Source organism: Cupriavidus sp. 291-E7 (assembly GCF_057798835.1).
On the sequence record NZ_JBYOJV010000005.1, the window covers coordinates 80,539 to 97,790 of the forward strand.

Consider the following 17,252-nt stretch of genomic DNA (forward strand, 5'->3'; position numbering starts at 1 on the left):
ATGCGTTGGATTGCAACAGCTTGTGAGCTGTCGGGCGTCGAAAGTGGCGCTGCTACGACACTTCTGATATTTCCTGTGCAGCAGGCTTGGTTTCTGGCACCACGCCGTACAGGAAGGCCGCGATCTCGTCGGCCTGATTGGCGGCATCGTGCTCGCCGAGCGCCAGCAGTGCCTGCGTGAACTCGGGTTCGAACAGCAGATAACTGGCAAACGCGGCGCCGCGTGCCTCGGTGCCGCCCAGTGGCGACAGCAGGGCGCGCACCGTGCGCGGCAGCCGGTGCAGGTGCTCGGCGGCGATGGCCTCGATCGGCTCGCTCGGAGAGATCGTCATGACCTCCACGGGCCGCCAGCCCTCCGCATCGTTGGCCATCTCGGGCATGCGCGAAAGCAGCCGGTTGATGTGCATGAGCCGCTCGATATCGGCCTGCAGTCCATCCAGGAAGATACTCGCCAGCGCCTGGCCGCCCACCTGCGCCAGCGATGGGTAGCCGCCGGACGGCACCGTATCGAACCAGCCCGGGCGCTGGCGCGATGCGGCGCCGATGGCCAGGATGCGCGAAGCGCCCAGGTGGATGGCCGGCGACAGCGGCGACATCTGGCGCATCGTGCCATCGCCGAACCATTCGTGATGGCCCTCGATTTCCAGTGGCATGGCCGGAAACAGGAACGGGATCGATGCGGATGCCAGCAGGTGATCCACGCCGATCGCCGCCTCCACGGCAATGCGCTGGTTGCGCTGCCAGGGGTGGATGCGCCGGTGCGACTGGTAGAACGTGACGTGGCGCCCGGTGCTGTAGGACAGCGCCGTGACGGCGAACGCGTTCAGTGCGCCGCTGTCGAGGCTGGCCTGCACGCGCCCGGGTTCGAACAACTCGGTCAGAAAGCTGCCCAGCGGCGCATTGTCGAACAGGGCGCGCGGTGCCTTGCGCGTGATCCAGCCGAACGCCAGGGACGATAGCCAGCGCGCGCCCGACACCCCCATCTGGACCACATCGGTGCGGTAGACGTCGTCGGCATGCAGGCTGTGCCAGAGCGCCGCCAGCGTATCGGCGGCGGTGCGGAAGTCGCCGGCACCGGTGGCCAGCCCGGCACCGTTGATGGCCCCCGCCGATGTGCCCGCGATGATGCCGAACGGCGCCGGGCAGTGCCCCAGCCCGTGGCGCGAGGCGATCTTCGCAATGCCGGACAACACCCCGGCCTGGTACGCGGCACGGGCGCCGCCGCCCATCATCACCAGCGCGGTGGACTGGCGCTGGTGGGCGCGTGCAAACGCGGTGGCAGGGGTCGCCGTGGTCACTCGAAGGTGTCCTCGGGCGTGCCTGGCGTGGGTGGCACGGGCGGCGTGGCCGGCGTTGCGGAGCGCCCGGCGGCGGCGGCGGCATTCTTTGCCGCACCCTTTGCCGCGCCCTTGGCAGGGGCCTTCTTCTGCGCCCCGTTTTTCGGCGATGCGGCTTTTGCAGCCGGCTTCTTCGCCGCGGCCTTGCGTGCGGCAGGCTTGGCCTTGCCATTGGCGGCGTTGCGCTGCGCGGGAGCGTCCTTCTTTACGCCGGGTTCAACGCCTCCCGCGCCCGGAGTGGCGGCGGTGCCGAATCCAGCCATGCCACCGAACGGCGCGGTGCTGGCGGCGGCCGCGCCGGCCGCCGCGGCGCCACTGGCGATTTGCGAGAACTGCCGCTGCAGCAGGTCCCACCAAAGCGATGCGTTGGGCGGCATTGGCGCGGGGCCGGGATCGCCGGATGCGGCTGCGCCGGATTCATCGCCGGCGTCGGCGGCCGCCTCGGGCGGCGTTTCCGCGTCATCGTCGTCGGGCTCGTCGTTCTCGGCGTCGGCCTGTTCCTGGGACACCGTCTGGCTGGTGCTGAAATGGTGGGGATGCTGGGGCGGATGCGCGCTCGGGGCATTGGCCGCACGCGCGACGTTTTCCATCGCGCTCTGCATGGCCTCGGGCGACAGCGCGTTGCCGAACGTTTGCAAAGCCACCAGCGTGGCGCGCTGCACCTCCAGGCCCTGGATCGTCGTGCGCAGCAGGTTGGTGTTCAGCTGCAGCCAGCTTTCCACGGCCTTGAGGTCGTGGATGCGCTTGTCCACTTCATCGAGATCCATCGGCGGCGTCATGGCACTCAGCCCTGGCATCAGGCCGCCGGGCATGCCACTGCCCGTGGACCAGAGCTTGCGCAGGAATTCGAAGCTGTTGCCGAAATCGGGAATCTGTCCAAACATGGTGCGGCACTCCCTGTCGTGGGGGGCCGTCCGTGCAGGAGCGCGGCGGCCGAGTTACTGGAATTCGGGCGGCCGCTTCTGGCGCAGGCTCGCCATGCCTTCGTGCACGTCGGGGCCGGCAAAGCCCATGAATTCAAGCGCCAGCGAGGTATCGAACGCGGGACCGGCCATGCGCAGCCAGTTGTTGAGCGCGTACTTGGTCCAGCGGATGGCGGTCTGCGACCCCGCCGCGAGCCGGTTGGCCACCTCGAATGCCTTGGCCACCAGTTCGTCTTCCTCCACCGCCAGCGATACCAGGCCGATCCGCTCGGCTTCCTCGCCGCTGACCGACTCGCACAGCATCAGATAGTACTTGGCCTTGGCCATTCCGCACAGCAGGGGCCACACGATGGCCGCATGGTCGCCAGCCGCCACGCCCAGCCGCGTATGGCCGTCGACGATGCGCGCCGTCTTCGAGGCGATCGAGATATCGGCCAGCAGGCCAGCCACCAGCCCCGCGCCCACGGCCGGCCCGTGCATGGCGGAGACGATCGGCTTGTCGCAGTTGATGACGTTGTAGACGAGGTCGCGCGCCTCATGCCAGACGCGCGTGCGCACCTCGAAATCGTTGGCCATGTCCTCCACCAGCGCCAGGTCGCCGCCGGCCGAAAATCCCTTGCCTTCGCCGCGAATCAGCGCCACCCGGATATCCGGATCGGCCGAGACGTCGCGCCAGATCTCGGCCAGCTCGCGGTGCATGTTCGCGTCGGCCGTGGCCAGTTTCTGGTTGGCCGACTGCGCCGCGCCCATGATCACTTCGAGCACCGGGCCGTGACGGCGCAGCGTAAGAGCCTGGTAACGGGCCAGGCGGGGGGAGAGCGTGTTGGCGTCGGTCGTCATGATGCGGATTCCACAGTGGGTCGAAGGAGCGGGCGGCGGACAAAAAAATTCCCCGACCGTCTGGTCGGGGAATTATAGGCTGAACGATGCGGCGTTCCGCAAGCCTGGGTTTGGCCCAGTCCGTGCGATGAGGATGGCGGTTATCGTGCCGCCACAACCTGGTCGATCGCGCCGAAGATCGACTTGCCTTCGGCATCGAGCATCTCGATGCGCACGGCGTCGCCGAACTTCATGAACCCGGTCTCGGGTTTGCCGTTGTCGATGGTTTCAAGCATGCGCTTCTCGGCGATGCAGCAGTACCCCTTGCTGCGGTCGACGTTCGAAATGGTGCCCGAGCCGACAATGCTGCCGGCGCGCACATTGCGCGTCTTGCAGATGTGGGCGATCAGCTGGCCGAAGTCGAACACCATGTCGGTGCCGCAGTCGGGCCAACCCACTTTCTTGCTGTTCCAGTGAACGATCATCGGCCGATGCACCTTGCGGTCCTTCCATGCATCGCCAAGCTCGTCGGGCGTGACAGCCACAGGCGAGAACGCCGTGGCCGGCTTGCTCTGGAAGAAGCCGAAGCCCTTGCCCAGTTCGGCGGGAATCAGGTTGCGCAGCGACACGTCGTTGGCAAGCAGCACGAGCCGGATCGACTCGGCGGCCTGTTCCGGCGTGGCGCCCATGCGCACGTCGCCGGTGATCACGGCCACTTCGGCTTCGAAGTCGATACCGAATGCTTCATTGGGGCTGACGATGTCGTCCTGAGGGCCGATGAAGTCGTCCGAACCGCCCTGGTACATCAGCGGGTCGGTCCAGAATTCGGGCGGCATTTCGGCGCCGCGCACACGGCGCACCAGTTCCACGTGGTTCACGTAGGCCGACCCATCCGCCCACTGGTAGGCGCGCGGCAGCGGTGCCATGCAGTCCTTCGGCTGGAACGGGAACGGATGGCGCGCGCGCCCGGCGTTGAGGGCGTCGTACAGATCCTGCAGCTGCGCCGCGTAGAAGTGCCAATCGTCCAGCACGGTCTGCAGCTTGCCGGCGATATCGGTGGCAAAGTGCGCGGTCTTCAGGTCGCGCGAGACGACGACGAGCTGGCCGTCGCGCGAACCGTCCTTCAGGGTGGCGAGTTTCATGCGAAATCGAACATTGGCAGGAATGAATGGGCGGTAGTCTACCGGAGCCGCCAGGGGCCGCCCTTGGGCCTTGTATAGAATGGCCACATCACATTCCAGTTTCTCAACTCACGCATGACCGTTGTGGACGACGACGACTCCCGCGACGACGATGCTCGCGACGATACAAAACGCGCGGGCATCCAGTCCATCGAGGTCGGATTCCGGCTGTTGCAAGCCCTGGCGGCATCGCCGCGCGCGATGATGCTGCGCGATCTGGCCGCGGCCGCGGACATGAACCCGGCCAAGGCGCATCGCTACCTGGTCAGCTTTCAGCGCCTCGGCGCCGTGGCGCAGGACGCGGTGAGCCAGCGTTACGACCTCGGGCCGTTTGCATTGCAGCTTGGGCTGGCCGGCCTGAACCGGCTCGATCCCGTGCGCAAGGCCAGGCCGATTCTGTCGCAGCTTCGTGACGAGATCGACCAGACCGCGGGCATCGCCGTATGGGGCAATCATGGCCCGACCATCGTTCATTGGGAGGAGTCGAGTCATCCGGTCAGCGTGAGCCTGCGTCTGGGCGACGTGATGCCGATGCTCAATTCGGCCACGGGGCGGCTGTATGGCGCGTACCTGTCGCGGCGTCAGACACTGCCGTTGATCGAACGCGAACTGGCCACGCGCGGCGACGTCGAATTGCCGGACATGCCCGCGTCGCTGGCCGAGTACGACGCCATCTGCGCCAACGTGCGCGAGCATGGCGCGGCGCGCACGCGAGGCGGCGTGCTGCCCGGTATCAACGCCATCTCGACGCCCGTGTTCGATGCCAACGGGCACCTGTCGATGGCGTTGATCGTGCTCGGCGCGCAGAGCGTATTCGATGCAGAATGGGGCGGAACAGTCGACCGCCGTGTGCGCGAGATTGCGCGGCAGATTTCTTCGGAACTTGGTTATCTTGGCGACAGCCAGCCGTCCGGAAGGGACGGCGAACCCTCCTGAGCGTCCACGGCGCCTGCGCCGCTGGATAGCGGTGATCGCGCTGGTGGCGATCGCGCACGGCCTGTTGCTGCTTGGTCTGGTGCGCGTGTCGCTCCCGTCATTGCCCGATCCTCCGCGCGAGATGCCGACGATCGAGGCAATCCTGCTGCCCCCGCCAAAGCCGCCCGCACCGGCCGTTCCCCCTCGTACAGCGCCGCGTCGCCCGTCGCAGGCGCAAACGCCCGTTCCAGTGCCGGAGCCCACTCCGGAATCATCGGCTCCCGCACTGGTCACGGCGGAAGGGGGCGAGACGGCCGCCAATGCCGGCGCCGGTGGCACCGGCACGCAGGCCGCGCCCGCGCCCGCGCCACCGGCCGCGCAGGCGCCGCCGCCCGGTCCGCCCGCCCCGCGCTATTCGGCACCCGGCTCGGTCACCATGCGCTATGCAAGTTTCGTCAACGGCGTACAGAATCCCGACGGCATCATTCGCTGGGAACAGGACGGCCAGCACTACCGGCTTGCCGTTGAAACGCGCGTGTTGTGGTTCCGCTTCGCGTTCCAGAGTTCGGGCGACATCGGCGAGCGGGGCCTGGCGCCCACCCGCTACGAAGAGGCGCGCCGCAGCAAGGTGGAAACCGCGCGCTTCGACCACGCGGCAAATTCTGTCGTGTTTGAAACGCGAGGTGGCCAGGTGGCCATGCCCACCGCCTTCCAGGATCGCTTCAGCATCTTCCTGCAACTGGTGGGCTGGGCGCGCGGCGACCCGCAACGCTATGTCACGCCGGGTGTGACCGAGACATTCAATGTGGCCGACACCCGCGAAGTCGAAGGCATGCAGATTCAGTATGTCGGCGACGAAGACATCGATATCGGCACCGATATGGTGCGTACAAAGCACTTCATGAGGCTGCCGCGCCACGCGGGCGACAAACGCCGCGTGGAAATCTGGCTCGCGCCGTCGCTGAACTGGATGCCGGCGCGCCTTCGTCAGACGGAGCCTGATGGCACTCAGATCGATCTCGTCTATCGTAGTAGTGAAGGGCGGTGATGCCGACGCAGTTCGCGCTCGAAGTGACGACGCGGGAGACTGAAACATGCCTGACACATTGGCGCAGCGAATCCGGGCCGGAGATGTCCAGCTCCACGCGCGCATCGATGGCCGCGAGGGACCGTGGGTAGTCCTGCTTCACGCACTGGGTGCGAATCTGACTCTGTGGGACGACACCACGCGCCATCTGTGCGATCGCTATCGGATACTGCGTTTCGACCTGCGCGGCCACGGCGGCAGCGACGCGCCCGTGGGCGCCTACACGATGGCGCGGCTGGCCGATGATGCGGTGGCGCTGATGGACGCGCTGGACATTGGCCAGGCACACGTGTGCGGGGTGTCGGTGGGCGGGATGATCGCCCAGACGATGGGCGTGCGCCATGCGGACCGTCTGCTGTCGCTGACGCTGGTGGACACGATTCACCACACTCCGATGGAAGCCCATCCGATGTGGGCGAACCGCATCGGGCAGGCCGAGGCGCATGGCATGGCGGGGATGGTGCAGTCGACGATGGAGCGCTGGCTCACGCAGCCGTTCCGGGACAGCCACCCCGACGTGGTGGAACGAATCAGCCGGATGCTACTTGGCACGCCGGTGCAGGGCTATGTGGGCGTGGCGCAGGCCATCGTCGCGTTCGACCTGGTCGACGCGATTGGCCGCATCCACTGCCCGACCCTGGTGGTAACAGGGGCAAACGATGAGGGTGCGCCGGTATCAATGGCACAATCCATTGCAGAAAAGATACACGGTGCGAAGCTGGAGGTTCTGCCTGACGCCGCGCACCTGTCTTTCATCGAGCAACCGGAACGCTTCCATGCGATCTTCGATGCGTTCCTGGGGCATGCGGCGTGTGGCGGGCAGTGTGATATTCCGTAACGCCATTGCGAAGATCGCAACACACTGGTGCACGGCGCTCAAGAACTTGCGAAAGCCGCCGATGCCCAAGGATACGAGGGCAGCAAAAGCACGCAAGGTTCGTCTGAATGACATAACTTGAATTACGGACGACTACCCTCAGCTTGGAGAGGAAATCGCGCCCCCAATAAGCGGCAGAAAGGGCGCCAACCATACGCCAGGAGGAAGTGCGATGCAAATGATCTACAACAGCGACAATTACTGCATTGTCGAGTTTGGAGCAGATGTCGAGCATGCGACCCTTGCCTCGGGCGGCTACGAAATCGTCGACAAGAACCTGAAACGCGAAATTTTCCTCGGTGGTCATATGGCCGAGACCTTCCGCGCCGACGTGACGCGTCTGATCGAGAGCGAGCCATCCGTTGAGGAAGTTGACGAGTTTCTAGGCAAGTTCGACACCGTCATGAACAATCCGCTGGTGATGCACTGAGCGTTATCGGTTCATCCCCAAGCAAAACACCCGCTCGCCGAGCGGGTGTTTTCATTCCGGCGCGGAAATTCCGGGAATAGCGATCAATACTGTTAATACTGTTCCCAGGGCAGGCCGTCGTGCCGCCAGCCGTTGATCGTATTGCGGTGGCGCTGTGCGTCCAGGTCGCCTTCGAAGCCATGCAGGACGTTGTAGACGGTGGTGAAGCCGGCGCCTTCCAGCGCACGCGCGGCCGCCGAAGAGCGGTTGCCGCTGCGGCAGATCAGCAGCACGGGCCGGGCGGACACATGGCCGGCCAGCTTCTTCACCGCCTGGACGAAGTGCGGATTGACCTCCCAGTCGGGGCCATCGTTCCACGGCACGTTGTGCGCGCCTTGCGGATGGCCGACGAACAGATACTCCATCTCGCTGCGGCAGTCGATGAACAGCGCGTCGGGTTCGGCGTCCAGCAGGGCGCGGGCGTCGTTGGGGCTCAGATGTTGCATGGGAACCGGTCGGAATTCGTGGCGAATACGTCTCCCAGTGTAGGCGGGGCGACTTCCGCTGACAACCGTGCCCGAAGCCGCGGGCCATCATCGGCAGGCAGTCCGCAATCCATTGATCTACCTGATAAAATCGCCCTCTTGCCCAAATTGCGCACGTCCCGGCCTTTGCCGGTCGGGCGCGACATCAACCAAGCCCCACCATGAGCGCTGTCCAATCGATCTCCCGCCCCTATACCCGGGCTGCCAGCCTGCCCCGTCTGCTGCGCGAACGCATCCTGATCCTCGATGGTGCGATGGGCACGATGATCCAGCGCTACAAGCTCGGTGAGGCCGAGTATCGCGGCACGCGCTTTGCCGACCATTCGATCGACGTGAAGGGCAACAACGAACTGCTGCTGCTGACACGTCCGCAGGTCATCAGCGAAATCCACGAGCAATACCTGGCCGCCGGCGCGGACCTGATCGAGACGAACACGTTCGGCGCGACGCGCGTGGCGCAGGAAGACTACAAGATGGCGGAACTGGCGTACGAAATGAACGTCGAGGCCGCCCGGCTTGCGCGCGCCGCCTGCGACAAGTACAGCACGCCCGACAAGCCGCGCTTCGTGGCCGGCGCTTTCGGCCCGACGCCGAAGACCGCGAGCATCAGCCCCGACGTCAACGATCCTGGCGCGCGCAACGTCACGTTCGAAGAACTGCGCGATTCGTACTACGAACAGGGCAAGGGCCTGCTCGACGGCGGCGCCGATGTCTTCCTGGTCGAAACGATCTTCGACACGCTGAACGCCAAGGCCGCGCTGTTCGCCATCGACCAGTTGTTCGAGGACACCGGCGAGCGCGTGCCGGTGATGATCTCGGGCACCGTGACCGATGCCTCGGGCCGCATCCTGTCCGGCCAGACCGTCGAAGCATTCTGGAACAGCCTGCGCCATGCCAAGCCGGTCACGTTCGGCCTGAACTGCGCACTGGGCGCCACGCTGATGCGTCCGTACATCGCCGAACTGGCCAAGGTGTGCGACGCGGCGGTGTCGTGCTACCCGAACGCCGGCCTGCCGAATCCGATGAGCGACACGGGCTTCGACGAAACGCCCGAAGTCACTTCGGCGCTGGTGGAGGAGTTCGCCGCGTCGGGCCTGGTGAACCTGGTGGGCGGCTGCTGCGGCACCACGCCCGACCATATCGCCGCAATCGCGCGCAGCGTGGCAAACAAGGCGCCGCGCACGTGGCCCGGCCAATACCGCGACGATGCCGGACAGGCAGCCTGAACCATCGCACGCACCGAGCATTTGAGAACAGACATCATGAGCCAGCAAAACCTGCCCCCGCGTCCGATGCGCCTGTCCGGCCTGGAACCGTTCACGATCGATGACGACACGCTGTTCGTCAACGTCGGCGAGCGCACCAACGTCACCGGTTCCAAGGCATTCGCCCGCATGATCCTGAACGGCCAGTTCGACGAGGCACTGGCGGTGGCCCGCCAGCAGGTCGAAAACGGCGCGCAGATCATCGACATCAACATGGACGAGGCGATGCTCGATTCGAAGGCGGCGATGGTTCGCTTCCTGAATCTGATTGCATCGGAGCCGGACATCGCGCGCGTGCCGATCATGATCGACTCGTCGAAGTGGGACGTCATCGAGGCCGGGCTGCAGTGCGTGCAGGGCAAGGCCGTGGTGAACTCGATCTCGCTCAAGGAAGGCGAGGAACAGTTCCGCCACCATGCCGAGCTGATTCGCCGCTATGGCGCCGCGTCGGTGGTGATGGCGTTCGATGAAAAGGGGCAGGCCGACACGTTCGCTCGCAAGACCGAGATCTGCAAGCGCAGCTACGACATCCTGGTGAACGAGGTGGGCTTCCCGCCCGAAGACGTCATCTTCGATCCGAACATCTTCGCGGTGGCCACGGGTATCGAGGAACACAACAATTACGCGGTGGACTTCATCGAGGCCACGCGCTGGATCAAGCAGAACCTGCCGTACGCGAAGGTGAGCGGCGGCGTGTCGAACGTGTCGTTCTCGTTCCGTGGCAACGACACGGTGCGCGAGGCCATCCACACCGTGTTCCTGTACCACGCCATCGCGGCGGGCATGGACATGGGCATCGTCAACGCCGGCCAGCTCGGCGTGTACGACCAGCTCGATGCCGAACTGCGCGAGCGCGTGGAAGACGTGGTGCTGAACCGCCGCGATGACGCCACCGATCGCCTGCTTGAGGTGGCTGACCGCTTCAAGGGCGGCGGGCAGAAGAAGGAAGAGAACCTGGCCTGGCGCGGCACGCCCGAGGCGCCGGTGCCGGTGGGCGCGCGCCTGGCGCACGCGCTGGTACATGGCATCACCACGTTCATCGTCGAGGACACCGAGGAAGTGCGCCAGCAGGTGGAAGCGCGCGGCGGACGTCCGATCGAGGTCATCGAAGGCCCGCTGATGGATGGCATGAACATCGTCGGCGACCTGTTCGGCGCGGGCAAGATGTTCCTGCCGCAGGTGGTCAAGAGCGCGCGCGTGATGAAGCAGGCCGTGGCGCACCTGCTGCCGTTCATCGAGGAAGAGAAACGCTTGCTGGCCGAAGCTGGCGGCGATGTGCGCGCACGGGGCAAGATCGTGATCGCGACCGTGAAGGGCGACGTGCACGACATCGGCAAGAACATCGTGTCGGTGGTGCTCCAGTGCAACAACTTTGAAGTCGTGAACATGGGCGTGATGGTGCCGTGCAACGAGATCCTGGCGCGAGCCAAGGTCGAGGGCGCGGATATCGTGGGCCTGTCCGGTCTGATTACGCCGTCGCTTGAGGAAATGGCCTACGTGGCGTCCGAGATGCAGCGCGACGACTACTTCCGCGTGAAGAAGATTCCGCTGCTGATTGGCGGCGCCACCACGTCGCGCGTGCATACGGCGGTCAAGATCGCGCCGAACTACGAAGGTCCCGTGGTCTACGTGCCGGACGCTTCGCGCTCGGTCAGCGTGGCATCGAGCCTGCTGTCCGATGAAGGCGCCGCGAAGTACCTGGACGACCTGAAGTCCGACTACGATCGCATCCGCACCCAGCACGCCAACAAGAAGGCCACGCCGATGGTGACGCTGGCGCAGGCGCGTGCCAACAAGACGCCGATCGAGTGGAACGGTTACGTGCCGCCAAAGCCGAAGTTCATCGGCCGCCGCGTGTTCCGTAACTACGACCTGTCGGAACTGGCCAACTACATCGACTGGGGCCCGTTCTTCCAGACGTGGGACCTGGCCGGCAAATTCCCGGACATCCTCAACGACGAGATCGTTGGCGAATCGGCACGCCGGGTGTACTCCGACGGCAAGAGCATGCTCGCCCGCCTGATCCAGGGCCGCTGGCTGACCGCCAATGGCGTGATGGCGCTGCTGCCGGCCAACACGGTCAATGACGACGATATCGAGATCTACACCGACGAATCGCGCAGCAAGGTGGCGCTGACCTGGCACAACCTCCGTCAGCAAAGCGAACGCCCCGTGGTGGACGGCGTGCGCCGTCCCAATCGCTGCCTGGCCGACTTCATCGCGCCGAAGTCGAGCGGCGTGGCGGACTACATTGGCCTGTTTGCGGTCACGGCCGGTATCGGCGTAGACAAAAAGGAAGCGCAGTTCGAAGCGGATCATGACGACTACAGCGCGATCATGCTCAAGGCGCTGGCCGACCGCCTGGCCGAAGCCTTTGCCGAATGCCTGCACGAGCGCGTGCGCAAGGACCTCTGGGGTTACGACGCCGGCGAGACGCTGAACAACGATCAGCTGATCTCCGAGGCGTATCGCGGTATCCGTCCGGCACCGGGCTATCCGGCGTGCCCGGAACATACGGTGAAGGCGCCCGTGTTCGAATTCCTCGATGCGACCGAGATCGGCATGGGCATCACCGAGGGGCTGGCGATGACGCCGGCCGCGTCGGTGAGCGGCTTCTACCTGGCGCATCCGGACTCGACGTATTTCAGCGTCGGCAAGATCGGGCAGGACCAACTCGACGATATGGTGGCCCGCCGCGGCGAAGATCGCCTGACGCTGGAGCGGGCGCTGGCGCCAAACCTGTAATTGCTTCACTGAAGCTGTAAGCAGTTGCAATGGCCGGGATGCCGCGTGACAGTGGCATCCCGGTTTTTTATTGCCCGCATGCGCGATCGATAGCGTTGAAACGTAAGGAGAATATGACCGACACGTTATCTGGCGGGACGTGTGAGTCGCTCTCCGACAATGTTCGCAATGTCTTCACGACTGCTTACAGAAGCTGACAAGTGCTCACAGACCGGCCGGGGTTAGCTCCATAGACTGGAACCCAGTTCACGTGACACCGCGTGAATGCCGCAGCGAATGTTTCGCCGCGGAGCATTCAGTAAAGGAGTCTCTCCCATGAAGAAGCTGCTGATCTCTCTGTCCGCCCTGTCGATTGCTGCTGCCTCGTCGCTGGCGATGGCCCAAGGCACCGGTGCCACGGTTGGCACCCAAACCGGCGTTGGAGCCTCCGTGAACGCACCCTCCCCGAATGCAAGCGCCAATGCCGGTATCAATGCCGGTGGAGCAGCGGGTGGCGCGGTAACGCCGGCCAGCCCGAGTTCGGCGGATTCGGGCAGCAAGGCCAGCCTGGGCGCGAAGGCGCACAACGATACAACCGCTTCGTCGACCACCACTGACAAGGAAAGCAAGGGCAAGCACACCAGCCACGCCAAGTCGAAGTCGAAGAAGGGCGATACGCTGGGCGCCGCGGCTGGTGCCGACGCCGGCGCGAGCACGACTACGAAGTAACCGGCCAGCGATGCCGGGCGGGCCCTCCAGACCGCCCCGGCATCGTCGCTGCGAATGGACGGACGGGCGCCCCTTGGGGCGCCCGTTTTGCGTTGCCGGCCACGCCGCCGCAATGCAGCATTTTCGCCGCGCCGGATTCCCCCATCGGACGTTTTCATAGCGTTCCCGAAGTGTCGCCGTGGCGCGTCATGTCAGCCTGACACCGACATATTCCGCGTTGGGCCGGCACTACAATGCAGGGAACCGGCCCGGCCGTCTCACGGCAGACGGGCCGCCCCCTCACCGTGGAGACACCGATGATCCGCGTCTTGATCGCCGACGATCATGAGATCGTGCGCGCCGGTCTGCGCCAGTTCATTTCCGAGGAACCCGACATCAAGGTGACGGGCGAAGCCGCCAGTGGCGACGAAGTGATGGCGCAGTTGCGCGACAGCGAGTTCGACGTGCTCGTACTCGATATTTCGATGCCGGACCGCAACGGCATCGATGTGCTGAAGCTTATTCGTCAGCGCCTGCCCAACCTGCCGGTGCTGATCCTGTCCACCTATCCGGAAGACCAGTACGCGATCAACCTGATCCGTGCCGGCGCTTCAGGCTATCTGACCAAGGAGTCGGCGCCCGACGACCTGGTCAAGGCCATCCGGACCGTGGCGCAGGGTCGCCGCTACGTGAGTCCCACCGTTGCGGACCTGCTGATCGGTGGACTCGACAAACCGACCGAGCAGCCCGTTCACCAGACGCTTTCCGAGCGGGAGTTCCAGATCTTCTGCAAACTCTCGCGCGGCCAGTCGGTATCGGTGATTGCCGATGAGCTGTTTCTCAGCGTCAAAACCGTGAGTACCTACCGCTCCCGCATCCTGGAGAAAATGGGCATGAAGACCAATGCCGATCTGACCTACTACGCCATCAAAAACGGACTCGTGGAATAGGCCGGCTTTCGTATTCATCATGCGCGCATCACTGATCGCCAACCCCTTCGCCTGACAGTTGCCTAGCGCCATGCCGGAGCAAGCCTCGGCCTCATCCAACCGTTCGCTGCGGGTCCTCCTGATCGAGGACTCCGAGGTACTACGGGGCATGCTGCTGGAATACCTCACGGCCTTTCCGTTCGTGGAATCGGTGGACTGGGCCGATACGGAAAGCGGGGCGGTGAAACTGGCCACGCACGGCAACTACGATGTGTCGATCGTCGACCTGCAGCTGCGTCAGGGCAATGGCATCAACGTGCTACGCGAGATGCAGAAAGCCCGCTTGTCCGGCATCCGCATTGTCTACACCAATCACGCGCAGGTATCGATGTACCGGCGCCAGTGCACGGAGGCGGGCGCCGACTATTTCTTCGACAAGTCGCTGGAACTGGAGCAGGTGTTCCGCGTGATCGAGGACTACGCGACGTCGGCGTCTTAACCGGCCGCGCAAGCGGGCGCCGCCCGGCGTCCGGCGGCGACTCAGATTTCGGTGGTTTCTTCCGGCGGTGCCAGGACGCTGGTGGTCAGCGGCACCTCGATGCGGATCGACACGCCCTGGCCCGGCGAGGAGTCGACATCGATCGTCCCGCCCAGCGCCAGCACCCGCTGTTCCATCCCGAGCAAGCCATGATGGCCCGCGATGCTGCCCGCATCGAAATCGGGCGGCAGGCCACGGCCGTCGTCGCGCACGCTCATCGTCAGTTGCTGGCTGGTGCAGGCCAGGGCAACCGAAATGTGTTTTGCATTGGCGTACTTGCTGGCGTTGGTCAGTGACTCCTGCACGATGCGATACAGCGCGATGGCGGCGTTGTCGCGCAGCGGTGGCAGCGACTCGGGCAGGTCCAGTTTCGTGTCCCATTGGTTGCGCGCGCCCACATCCTCCACATGCTGCACGATGGCTTCGCGCAGGCCCAGGTTCAGCAGCACGGTTGGACGCAGGTCCTCGATCAGGCGGCGCTTGATCTGGATGGCCTGGTCCGCGTGCTGCATCACGCGCGTGATCTTGTCGCGCGCGTCGGGGTGCGACGCCTGCACGCGCATCTTCACCCAATGCAGGTCCAGCTTGATGGCAGTGAGAATCGCGCCGAGTTCGTCGTGCAGTTCCCTTGCCAGCCGCGTTTTCTCATCTTCCGTCACACGCTGCAGGTGGGCTGCCAGCGCGGATAGCTGGCGCGTGCGCGCGCGCACCTTGCGGTCCAGTCGGGCGCTTTCTTCTTCGAGTTGCGCGCGCGCCGCCTCGGCCATCTTCATGCGGCGCTGGTGGCCCAGCCCCACTGCCACGAGCAGCAGGATGTTGATCGCGGTCAGCAGGCCGATGCCATAGCGTGACAGTTGCAGATCGTGCTCGGCCGCTTCCAGGTTGTGCGTGACCGTGCCCGATTCACGTACCTGCAGGTGTTCCAGGCCGCGCCGCGCGCTTTCCATCGTCTGCTTGCCGAAGTCGGTGCGAATCATGTCCAGCGCCACGTCGACATCGCGCTTGCCATACACCAGCGTCAGTGCCATCTCGTTGAGCTTGCGCGTGACGAACTGCGACGCTTCTCCAAACTGGCGCAGCCCTTCGGGGTCGTTCGCATAGTGCTGGCGGATGCGTGCCATCAGCTCGGTGATGTGCGGCAGTGCCTTGTAATACGGGTCCAGGTAGCTGTCCTTGCCGGTCAGCAGAAAACCGCGCTGCCCCGCTTCGGCATTGACCAGTTCGCCCATCAACGCGCCCAGGTCGCTCTGCAACTGCTGGGAACGGATGGCCTCGGTATAGCCTTCGCGCAGGCGCAGGTTGCCCGTTTCCGACGCGATCAGCACGGCCAGTGTCAGCACGATGCCGCCGGCCAGCAGCAGGGTGTTTCTCAGGAGTAAGGAATGCTTGGCCATCGGCAATCGGCAATCAGCGGTTGAGATGTGCGCCCGTTCGGGCGAGCGAACGAGCGGACATGGAATCACATGAGGTCAGTGCGGTCAATCGTACCGGCACGGCTGCGGCTTCGCATCCGGTGCGGCGCGGCGCGCGTTGTAGGACTTGGCTGACATCTGAATCGGTCTGGTTTCGGTGTGCGGTCTACAGGTGGAACCCTAGGATGAGGCTATGAGCTTGTGCACCGTGGCGCAAGCCGAACGCGCCACCAGGCTGGTGCGCTCGTTAACCTCGGGAGACTGGTCATGCTGTACTACGCACTCGTCTTTTTCATTGTCGCCCTGGTGGCGGCTATCTTCGGCTTCGGCGGTATTGCGGCCGGCGCGGTGGAAATCGCAAAGATCCTGTTCTTCATCTTCCTGGTCGTGGCCCTGGTAGCGGCCGTGATGGGACTGGTGCGTCGACGGTAAGCGCCAGCAATGCGTGGCCCGCGGACGGCCACCGGCCGTGGGCCGCCACGCCAAGGAATGGACAAAGGAGTACCCATGCTCACGCAGAATCCAAAGATCCGGAAGGAAATCAACCACCTGCAAGACAGCGCCGACGCCGCGGTGCGCCACATCCGGCATGCCGCGCGCGATACCCGCGATGCCGTGGCGCCCGTATCGGACGAGGTCAAGGCTCTGATCGCGCAACTCCAGCAGACCATCGATGTGCTGGCGCGTGAAGGCTCCGCCGAAGGCATGGCCGCCGGCCGCCGGTTGCGCGCGCGCGCTCACGACCTGACCGACCGCATGCGGGAACGCGGCATCGACGGCGTGCACTGGGCGCGCGGCCAGGTCGACGTGGCCGTCGATCACGGGCGCCAGCGCGTTGTCGAGTCGCCGCTCAAGGCGGTGGGCATCGCGGCGCTGGTGGGTGCCTGTGTCGGACTGCTGCTGGCGGCACGGCGCAACGGCGAGTAGCGCGCGAAAGCGGCACGAAATTCGAGGGACGCTCCCCTTACCCCAGCAACAACCCCCTTTCCGGATATATCCCTGATCCGGGACGCCCGGACACCCAAGCGGTGTTCGGGTTTTTTTATGCGTTCCGCTCATGCAGGCGCCGAACCTTTCAGTTTGCTTTCTGCTTGGAGGCGAATCGGGGCGGGCGGGCGAGAAGGCCGCCGGGGAGCGGTCAGTACCGGCGCCGCGCGGACGGCGGCGCCTTGGCGTGCGCGGTGGAGCGGAGCGGGGCGCGAAGCGGGGTCAGACGCCCCACATCACGTTGGTGCCTTCCTTCTGCGAGGCGCGCAGCATGTCCAGGAACGGGAAGGCGCGCTGGCCCAGGTGCAGCGGTTCTTCTTCGCGCTCGTCGTCCGGGCCGGGGTGGACCGTGGTATCGGCGGGATGAACCTTCTTCGCGTCCTGGACGGCGGCTTCCAGCTTGCGGATTGCCGCCGGCATTTCCTCGGACGTGATCACCCCGCGTTCGCCCAGATGCTTGCCGATGATGCCAAGCAGCGTGATGGCAAGATCTTTCATCATGATCAGGTCTTGCGCCGCGTGGGATTTGAAGGTGATCAGCATGATGTTTCCTTTCACGTATCGCGACATTGCGGGCGCGGGGCGCACAGGCCGTCG

18 protein-coding genes are annotated in these 17,252 nt (G+C 65.0%); 11 read left to right on the forward strand and 7 right to left on the reverse strand.

Annotation, left to right across the window (positions count from 1 at the left end; genetic code table 11):
• Positions 1–52: 52 nt before the first annotated feature.
• The 4 genes from AC3FLX_RS10795 to AC3FLX_RS10810 form a co-directional block, all read right to left on the reverse strand.
• Positions 53–1,231, reverse strand: coding sequence for a patatin-like phospholipase family protein (locus tag AC3FLX_RS10795; protein WP_488696769.1), 1,179 nt, complete (start codon positions 1,229–1,231; stop codon positions 53–55).
• Positions 1,232–1,293: 62 nt separating this feature from the next.
• Positions 1,294–2,220: a PhaM family polyhydroxyalkanoate granule multifunctional regulatory protein gene (locus AC3FLX_RS10800; protein ID WP_488696349.1), complete on the reverse strand. Its 927-nt coding sequence runs from the start codon at positions 2,218–2,220 to the stop codon at positions 1,294–1,296.
• A 54-nt stretch (positions 2,221–2,274) separates the two neighbouring features.
• Positions 2,275–3,099, reverse strand: a complete 825-nt coding sequence (locus tag AC3FLX_RS10805; RefSeq protein WP_488696351.1) for an enoyl-CoA hydratase/isomerase family protein — start codon at positions 3,097–3,099, stop codon at positions 2,275–2,277.
• 140 nt (positions 3,100–3,239) lie between these two features.
• Positions 3,240–4,220 carry a fumarylacetoacetate hydrolase family protein gene (locus tag AC3FLX_RS10810; protein ID WP_488696353.1) on the reverse strand — a complete coding sequence of 327 codons (981 nt, stop codon included), beginning with the start codon at positions 4,218–4,220 and terminating at the stop codon, positions 3,240–3,242.
• Positions 4,221–4,334: 114 nt separating this feature from the next.
• On the opposite strand from AC3FLX_RS10810, the gene AC3FLX_RS10815 reads away from it, so the two are divergent.
• From AC3FLX_RS10815 to AC3FLX_RS10830, 4 genes are all read left to right on the forward strand, one after another.
• Positions 4,335–5,195 carry an IclR family transcriptional regulator gene (locus tag AC3FLX_RS10815; protein ID WP_488696355.1) on the forward strand — a complete coding sequence of 287 codons (861 nt, stop codon included), beginning with the start codon at positions 4,335–4,337 and terminating at the stop codon, positions 5,193–5,195.
• A complete protein-coding gene (locus tag AC3FLX_RS10820) occupies positions 5,152–6,222 on the forward strand; it encodes a DUF3108 domain-containing protein (RefSeq protein ID WP_488696357.1) in 1,071 nt (356 codons plus the stop codon). Before AC3FLX_RS10815 ends, AC3FLX_RS10820 begins: the two co-directional genes overlap by 44 nt.
• Positions 6,223–6,268: 46 nt before the next feature.
• Positions 6,269–7,099 carry an alpha/beta fold hydrolase gene (locus tag AC3FLX_RS10825; RefSeq protein ID WP_488696359.1) on the forward strand — a complete coding sequence of 277 codons (831 nt, stop codon included), beginning with the start codon at positions 6,269–6,271 and terminating at the stop codon, positions 7,097–7,099.
• 211 nt (positions 7,100–7,310) lie between these two features.
• Positions 7,311–7,568 (forward strand): BTH_I0359 family protein, encoded by a 258-nt coding sequence (locus AC3FLX_RS10830; protein ID WP_061956410.1) that lies wholly within the window; start codon positions 7,311–7,313, stop codon positions 7,566–7,568.
• Positions 7,569–7,660: 92 nt separating this feature from the next.
• Here AC3FLX_RS10830 and AC3FLX_RS10835 read toward each other — a convergent pair whose 3' ends face one another.
• Entirely contained in the window at positions 7,661–8,053 is a 393-nt protein-coding gene (locus tag AC3FLX_RS10835; RefSeq protein WP_488696360.1) for a rhodanese-like domain-containing protein, read from the reverse strand.
• Between the two features lie 200 nt (positions 8,054–8,253).
• On the opposite strand from AC3FLX_RS10835, the gene AC3FLX_RS10840 reads away from it, so the two are divergent.
• The 5 genes from AC3FLX_RS10840 (at position 8,254) to AC3FLX_RS10860 (ending at position 14,217) form a co-directional block, all read left to right on the forward strand.
• Positions 8,254–9,318: a homocysteine S-methyltransferase family protein gene (locus AC3FLX_RS10840; protein ID WP_488696362.1), complete on the forward strand. Its 1,065-nt coding sequence runs from the start codon at positions 8,254–8,256 to the stop codon at positions 9,316–9,318.
• A gap of 36 nt (positions 9,319–9,354) precedes the next feature.
• The gene (gene metH, locus AC3FLX_RS10845) at positions 9,355–12,102 is read left to right on the forward strand and encodes a methionine synthase (protein WP_488696364.1); all 2,748 of its coding nucleotides are present in this window, start codon (positions 9,355–9,357) and stop codon (positions 12,100–12,102) included.
• Positions 12,103–12,417: 315 nt separating this feature from the next.
• Positions 12,418–12,810, forward strand: a complete 393-nt coding sequence (locus AC3FLX_RS10850) for a hypothetical protein (RefSeq protein ID WP_488696366.1) — start codon at positions 12,418–12,420, stop codon at positions 12,808–12,810.
• A 296-nt stretch (positions 12,811–13,106) separates the two neighbouring features.
• Entirely contained in the window at positions 13,107–13,739 is a 633-nt protein-coding gene (locus tag AC3FLX_RS10855) for a response regulator (protein ID WP_061956399.1), read from the forward strand.
• A 70-nt stretch (positions 13,740–13,809) separates the two neighbouring features.
• Positions 13,810–14,217, forward strand: a complete 408-nt coding sequence (locus tag AC3FLX_RS10860) for a response regulator (RefSeq protein WP_488696368.1) — start codon at positions 13,810–13,812, stop codon at positions 14,215–14,217.
• Between the two features lie 41 nt (positions 14,218–14,258).
• Here the strand turns inward: AC3FLX_RS10860 and AC3FLX_RS10865 are convergent, their stop codons facing one another.
• Positions 14,259–15,650 carry a CHASE3 domain-containing protein gene (locus tag AC3FLX_RS10865; protein WP_488696369.1) on the reverse strand — a complete coding sequence of 464 codons (1,392 nt, stop codon included), beginning with the start codon at positions 15,648–15,650 and terminating at the stop codon, positions 14,259–14,261.
• Positions 15,651–15,935: 285 nt separating this feature from the next.
• Between AC3FLX_RS10865 and AC3FLX_RS10870 the strand changes: the two genes are divergently transcribed.
• Both AC3FLX_RS10870 and AC3FLX_RS10875 read left to right on the forward strand, forming a co-directional pair.
• Positions 15,936–16,100 carry a DUF1328 domain-containing protein gene (locus AC3FLX_RS10870; RefSeq protein ID WP_066734861.1) on the forward strand — a complete coding sequence of 55 codons (165 nt, stop codon included), beginning with the start codon at positions 15,936–15,938 and terminating at the stop codon, positions 16,098–16,100.
• 75 nt (positions 16,101–16,175) lie between these two features.
• Positions 16,176–16,595 (forward strand): DUF883 family protein, encoded by a 420-nt coding sequence (locus AC3FLX_RS10875; protein ID WP_488696371.1) that lies wholly within the window; start codon positions 16,176–16,178, stop codon positions 16,593–16,595.
• 282 nt (positions 16,596–16,877) lie between these two features.
• Here AC3FLX_RS10875 and AC3FLX_RS10880 read toward each other — a convergent pair whose 3' ends face one another.
• A complete protein-coding gene (locus AC3FLX_RS10880; protein ID WP_488696373.1) occupies positions 16,878–17,198 on the reverse strand; it encodes a DUF1840 domain-containing protein in 321 nt (106 codons plus the stop codon).
• Between the last annotated feature and the right edge of the window lie 54 nt (positions 17,199–17,252).

Excerpts from the sequence above, each read along its gene's own strand:
- AC3FLX_RS10825 (WP_488696359.1), top strand. The coding sequence starts at position 6,269 with ATGCCTGACACATTGGCGCAGCGAATCCGGGCCGGAGATGTCCAGCTC.
- AC3FLX_RS10840 (WP_488696362.1), top strand. The coding sequence starts at position 8,254 with ATGAGCGCTGTCCAATCGATCTCCCGCCCCTATACCCGGGCTGCCAGC.
- AC3FLX_RS10865 (WP_488696369.1), bottom strand. The coding sequence starts at position 15,650 with ATGGCCAAGCATTCCTTACTCCTGAGAAACACCCTGCTGCTGGCCGGC.
- AC3FLX_RS10815 (WP_488696355.1), top strand. The coding sequence starts at position 4,335 with ATGACCGTTGTGGACGACGACGACTCCCGCGACGACGATGCTCGCGAC.
- AC3FLX_RS10875 (WP_488696371.1), top strand. The coding sequence starts at position 16,176 with ATGCTCACGCAGAATCCAAAGATCCGGAAGGAAATCAACCACCTGCAA.
- AC3FLX_RS10850 (WP_488696366.1), top strand. The coding sequence starts at position 12,418 with ATGAAGAAGCTGCTGATCTCTCTGTCCGCCCTGTCGATTGCTGCTGCC.
- AC3FLX_RS10860 (WP_488696368.1), top strand. The coding sequence starts at position 13,810 with ATGCCGGAGCAAGCCTCGGCCTCATCCAACCGTTCGCTGCGGGTCCTC.
- AC3FLX_RS10805 (WP_488696351.1), bottom strand. The coding sequence starts at position 3,099 with ATGACGACCGACGCCAACACGCTCTCCCCCCGCCTGGCCCGTTACCAG.
- AC3FLX_RS10795 (WP_488696769.1), bottom strand. The coding sequence starts at position 1,231 with ATGATGGGCGGCGGCGCCCGTGCCGCGTACCAGGCCGGGGTGTTGTCC.
- AC3FLX_RS10880 (WP_488696373.1), bottom strand. The coding sequence starts at position 17,198 with ATGCTGATCACCTTCAAATCCCACGCGGCGCAAGACCTGATCATGATG.
- AC3FLX_RS10855 (WP_061956399.1), top strand. The coding sequence starts at position 13,107 with ATGATCCGCGTCTTGATCGCCGACGATCATGAGATCGTGCGCGCCGGT.
- AC3FLX_RS10800 (WP_488696349.1), bottom strand. The coding sequence starts at position 2,220 with ATGTTTGGACAGATTCCCGATTTCGGCAACAGCTTCGAATTCCTGCGC.
- AC3FLX_RS10835 (WP_488696360.1), bottom strand. The coding sequence starts at position 8,053 with ATGCAACATCTGAGCCCCAACGACGCCCGCGCCCTGCTGGACGCCGAA.
- AC3FLX_RS10830 (WP_061956410.1), top strand. The coding sequence starts at position 7,311 with ATGCAAATGATCTACAACAGCGACAATTACTGCATTGTCGAGTTTGGA.
- AC3FLX_RS10810 (WP_488696353.1), bottom strand. The coding sequence starts at position 4,220 with ATGAAACTCGCCACCCTGAAGGACGGTTCGCGCGACGGCCAGCTCGTC.
- AC3FLX_RS10870 (WP_066734861.1), top strand. The coding sequence starts at position 15,936 with ATGCTGTACTACGCACTCGTCTTTTTCATTGTCGCCCTGGTGGCGGCT.
- metH (WP_488696364.1), top strand. The coding sequence starts at position 9,355 with ATGAGCCAGCAAAACCTGCCCCCGCGTCCGATGCGCCTGTCCGGCCTG.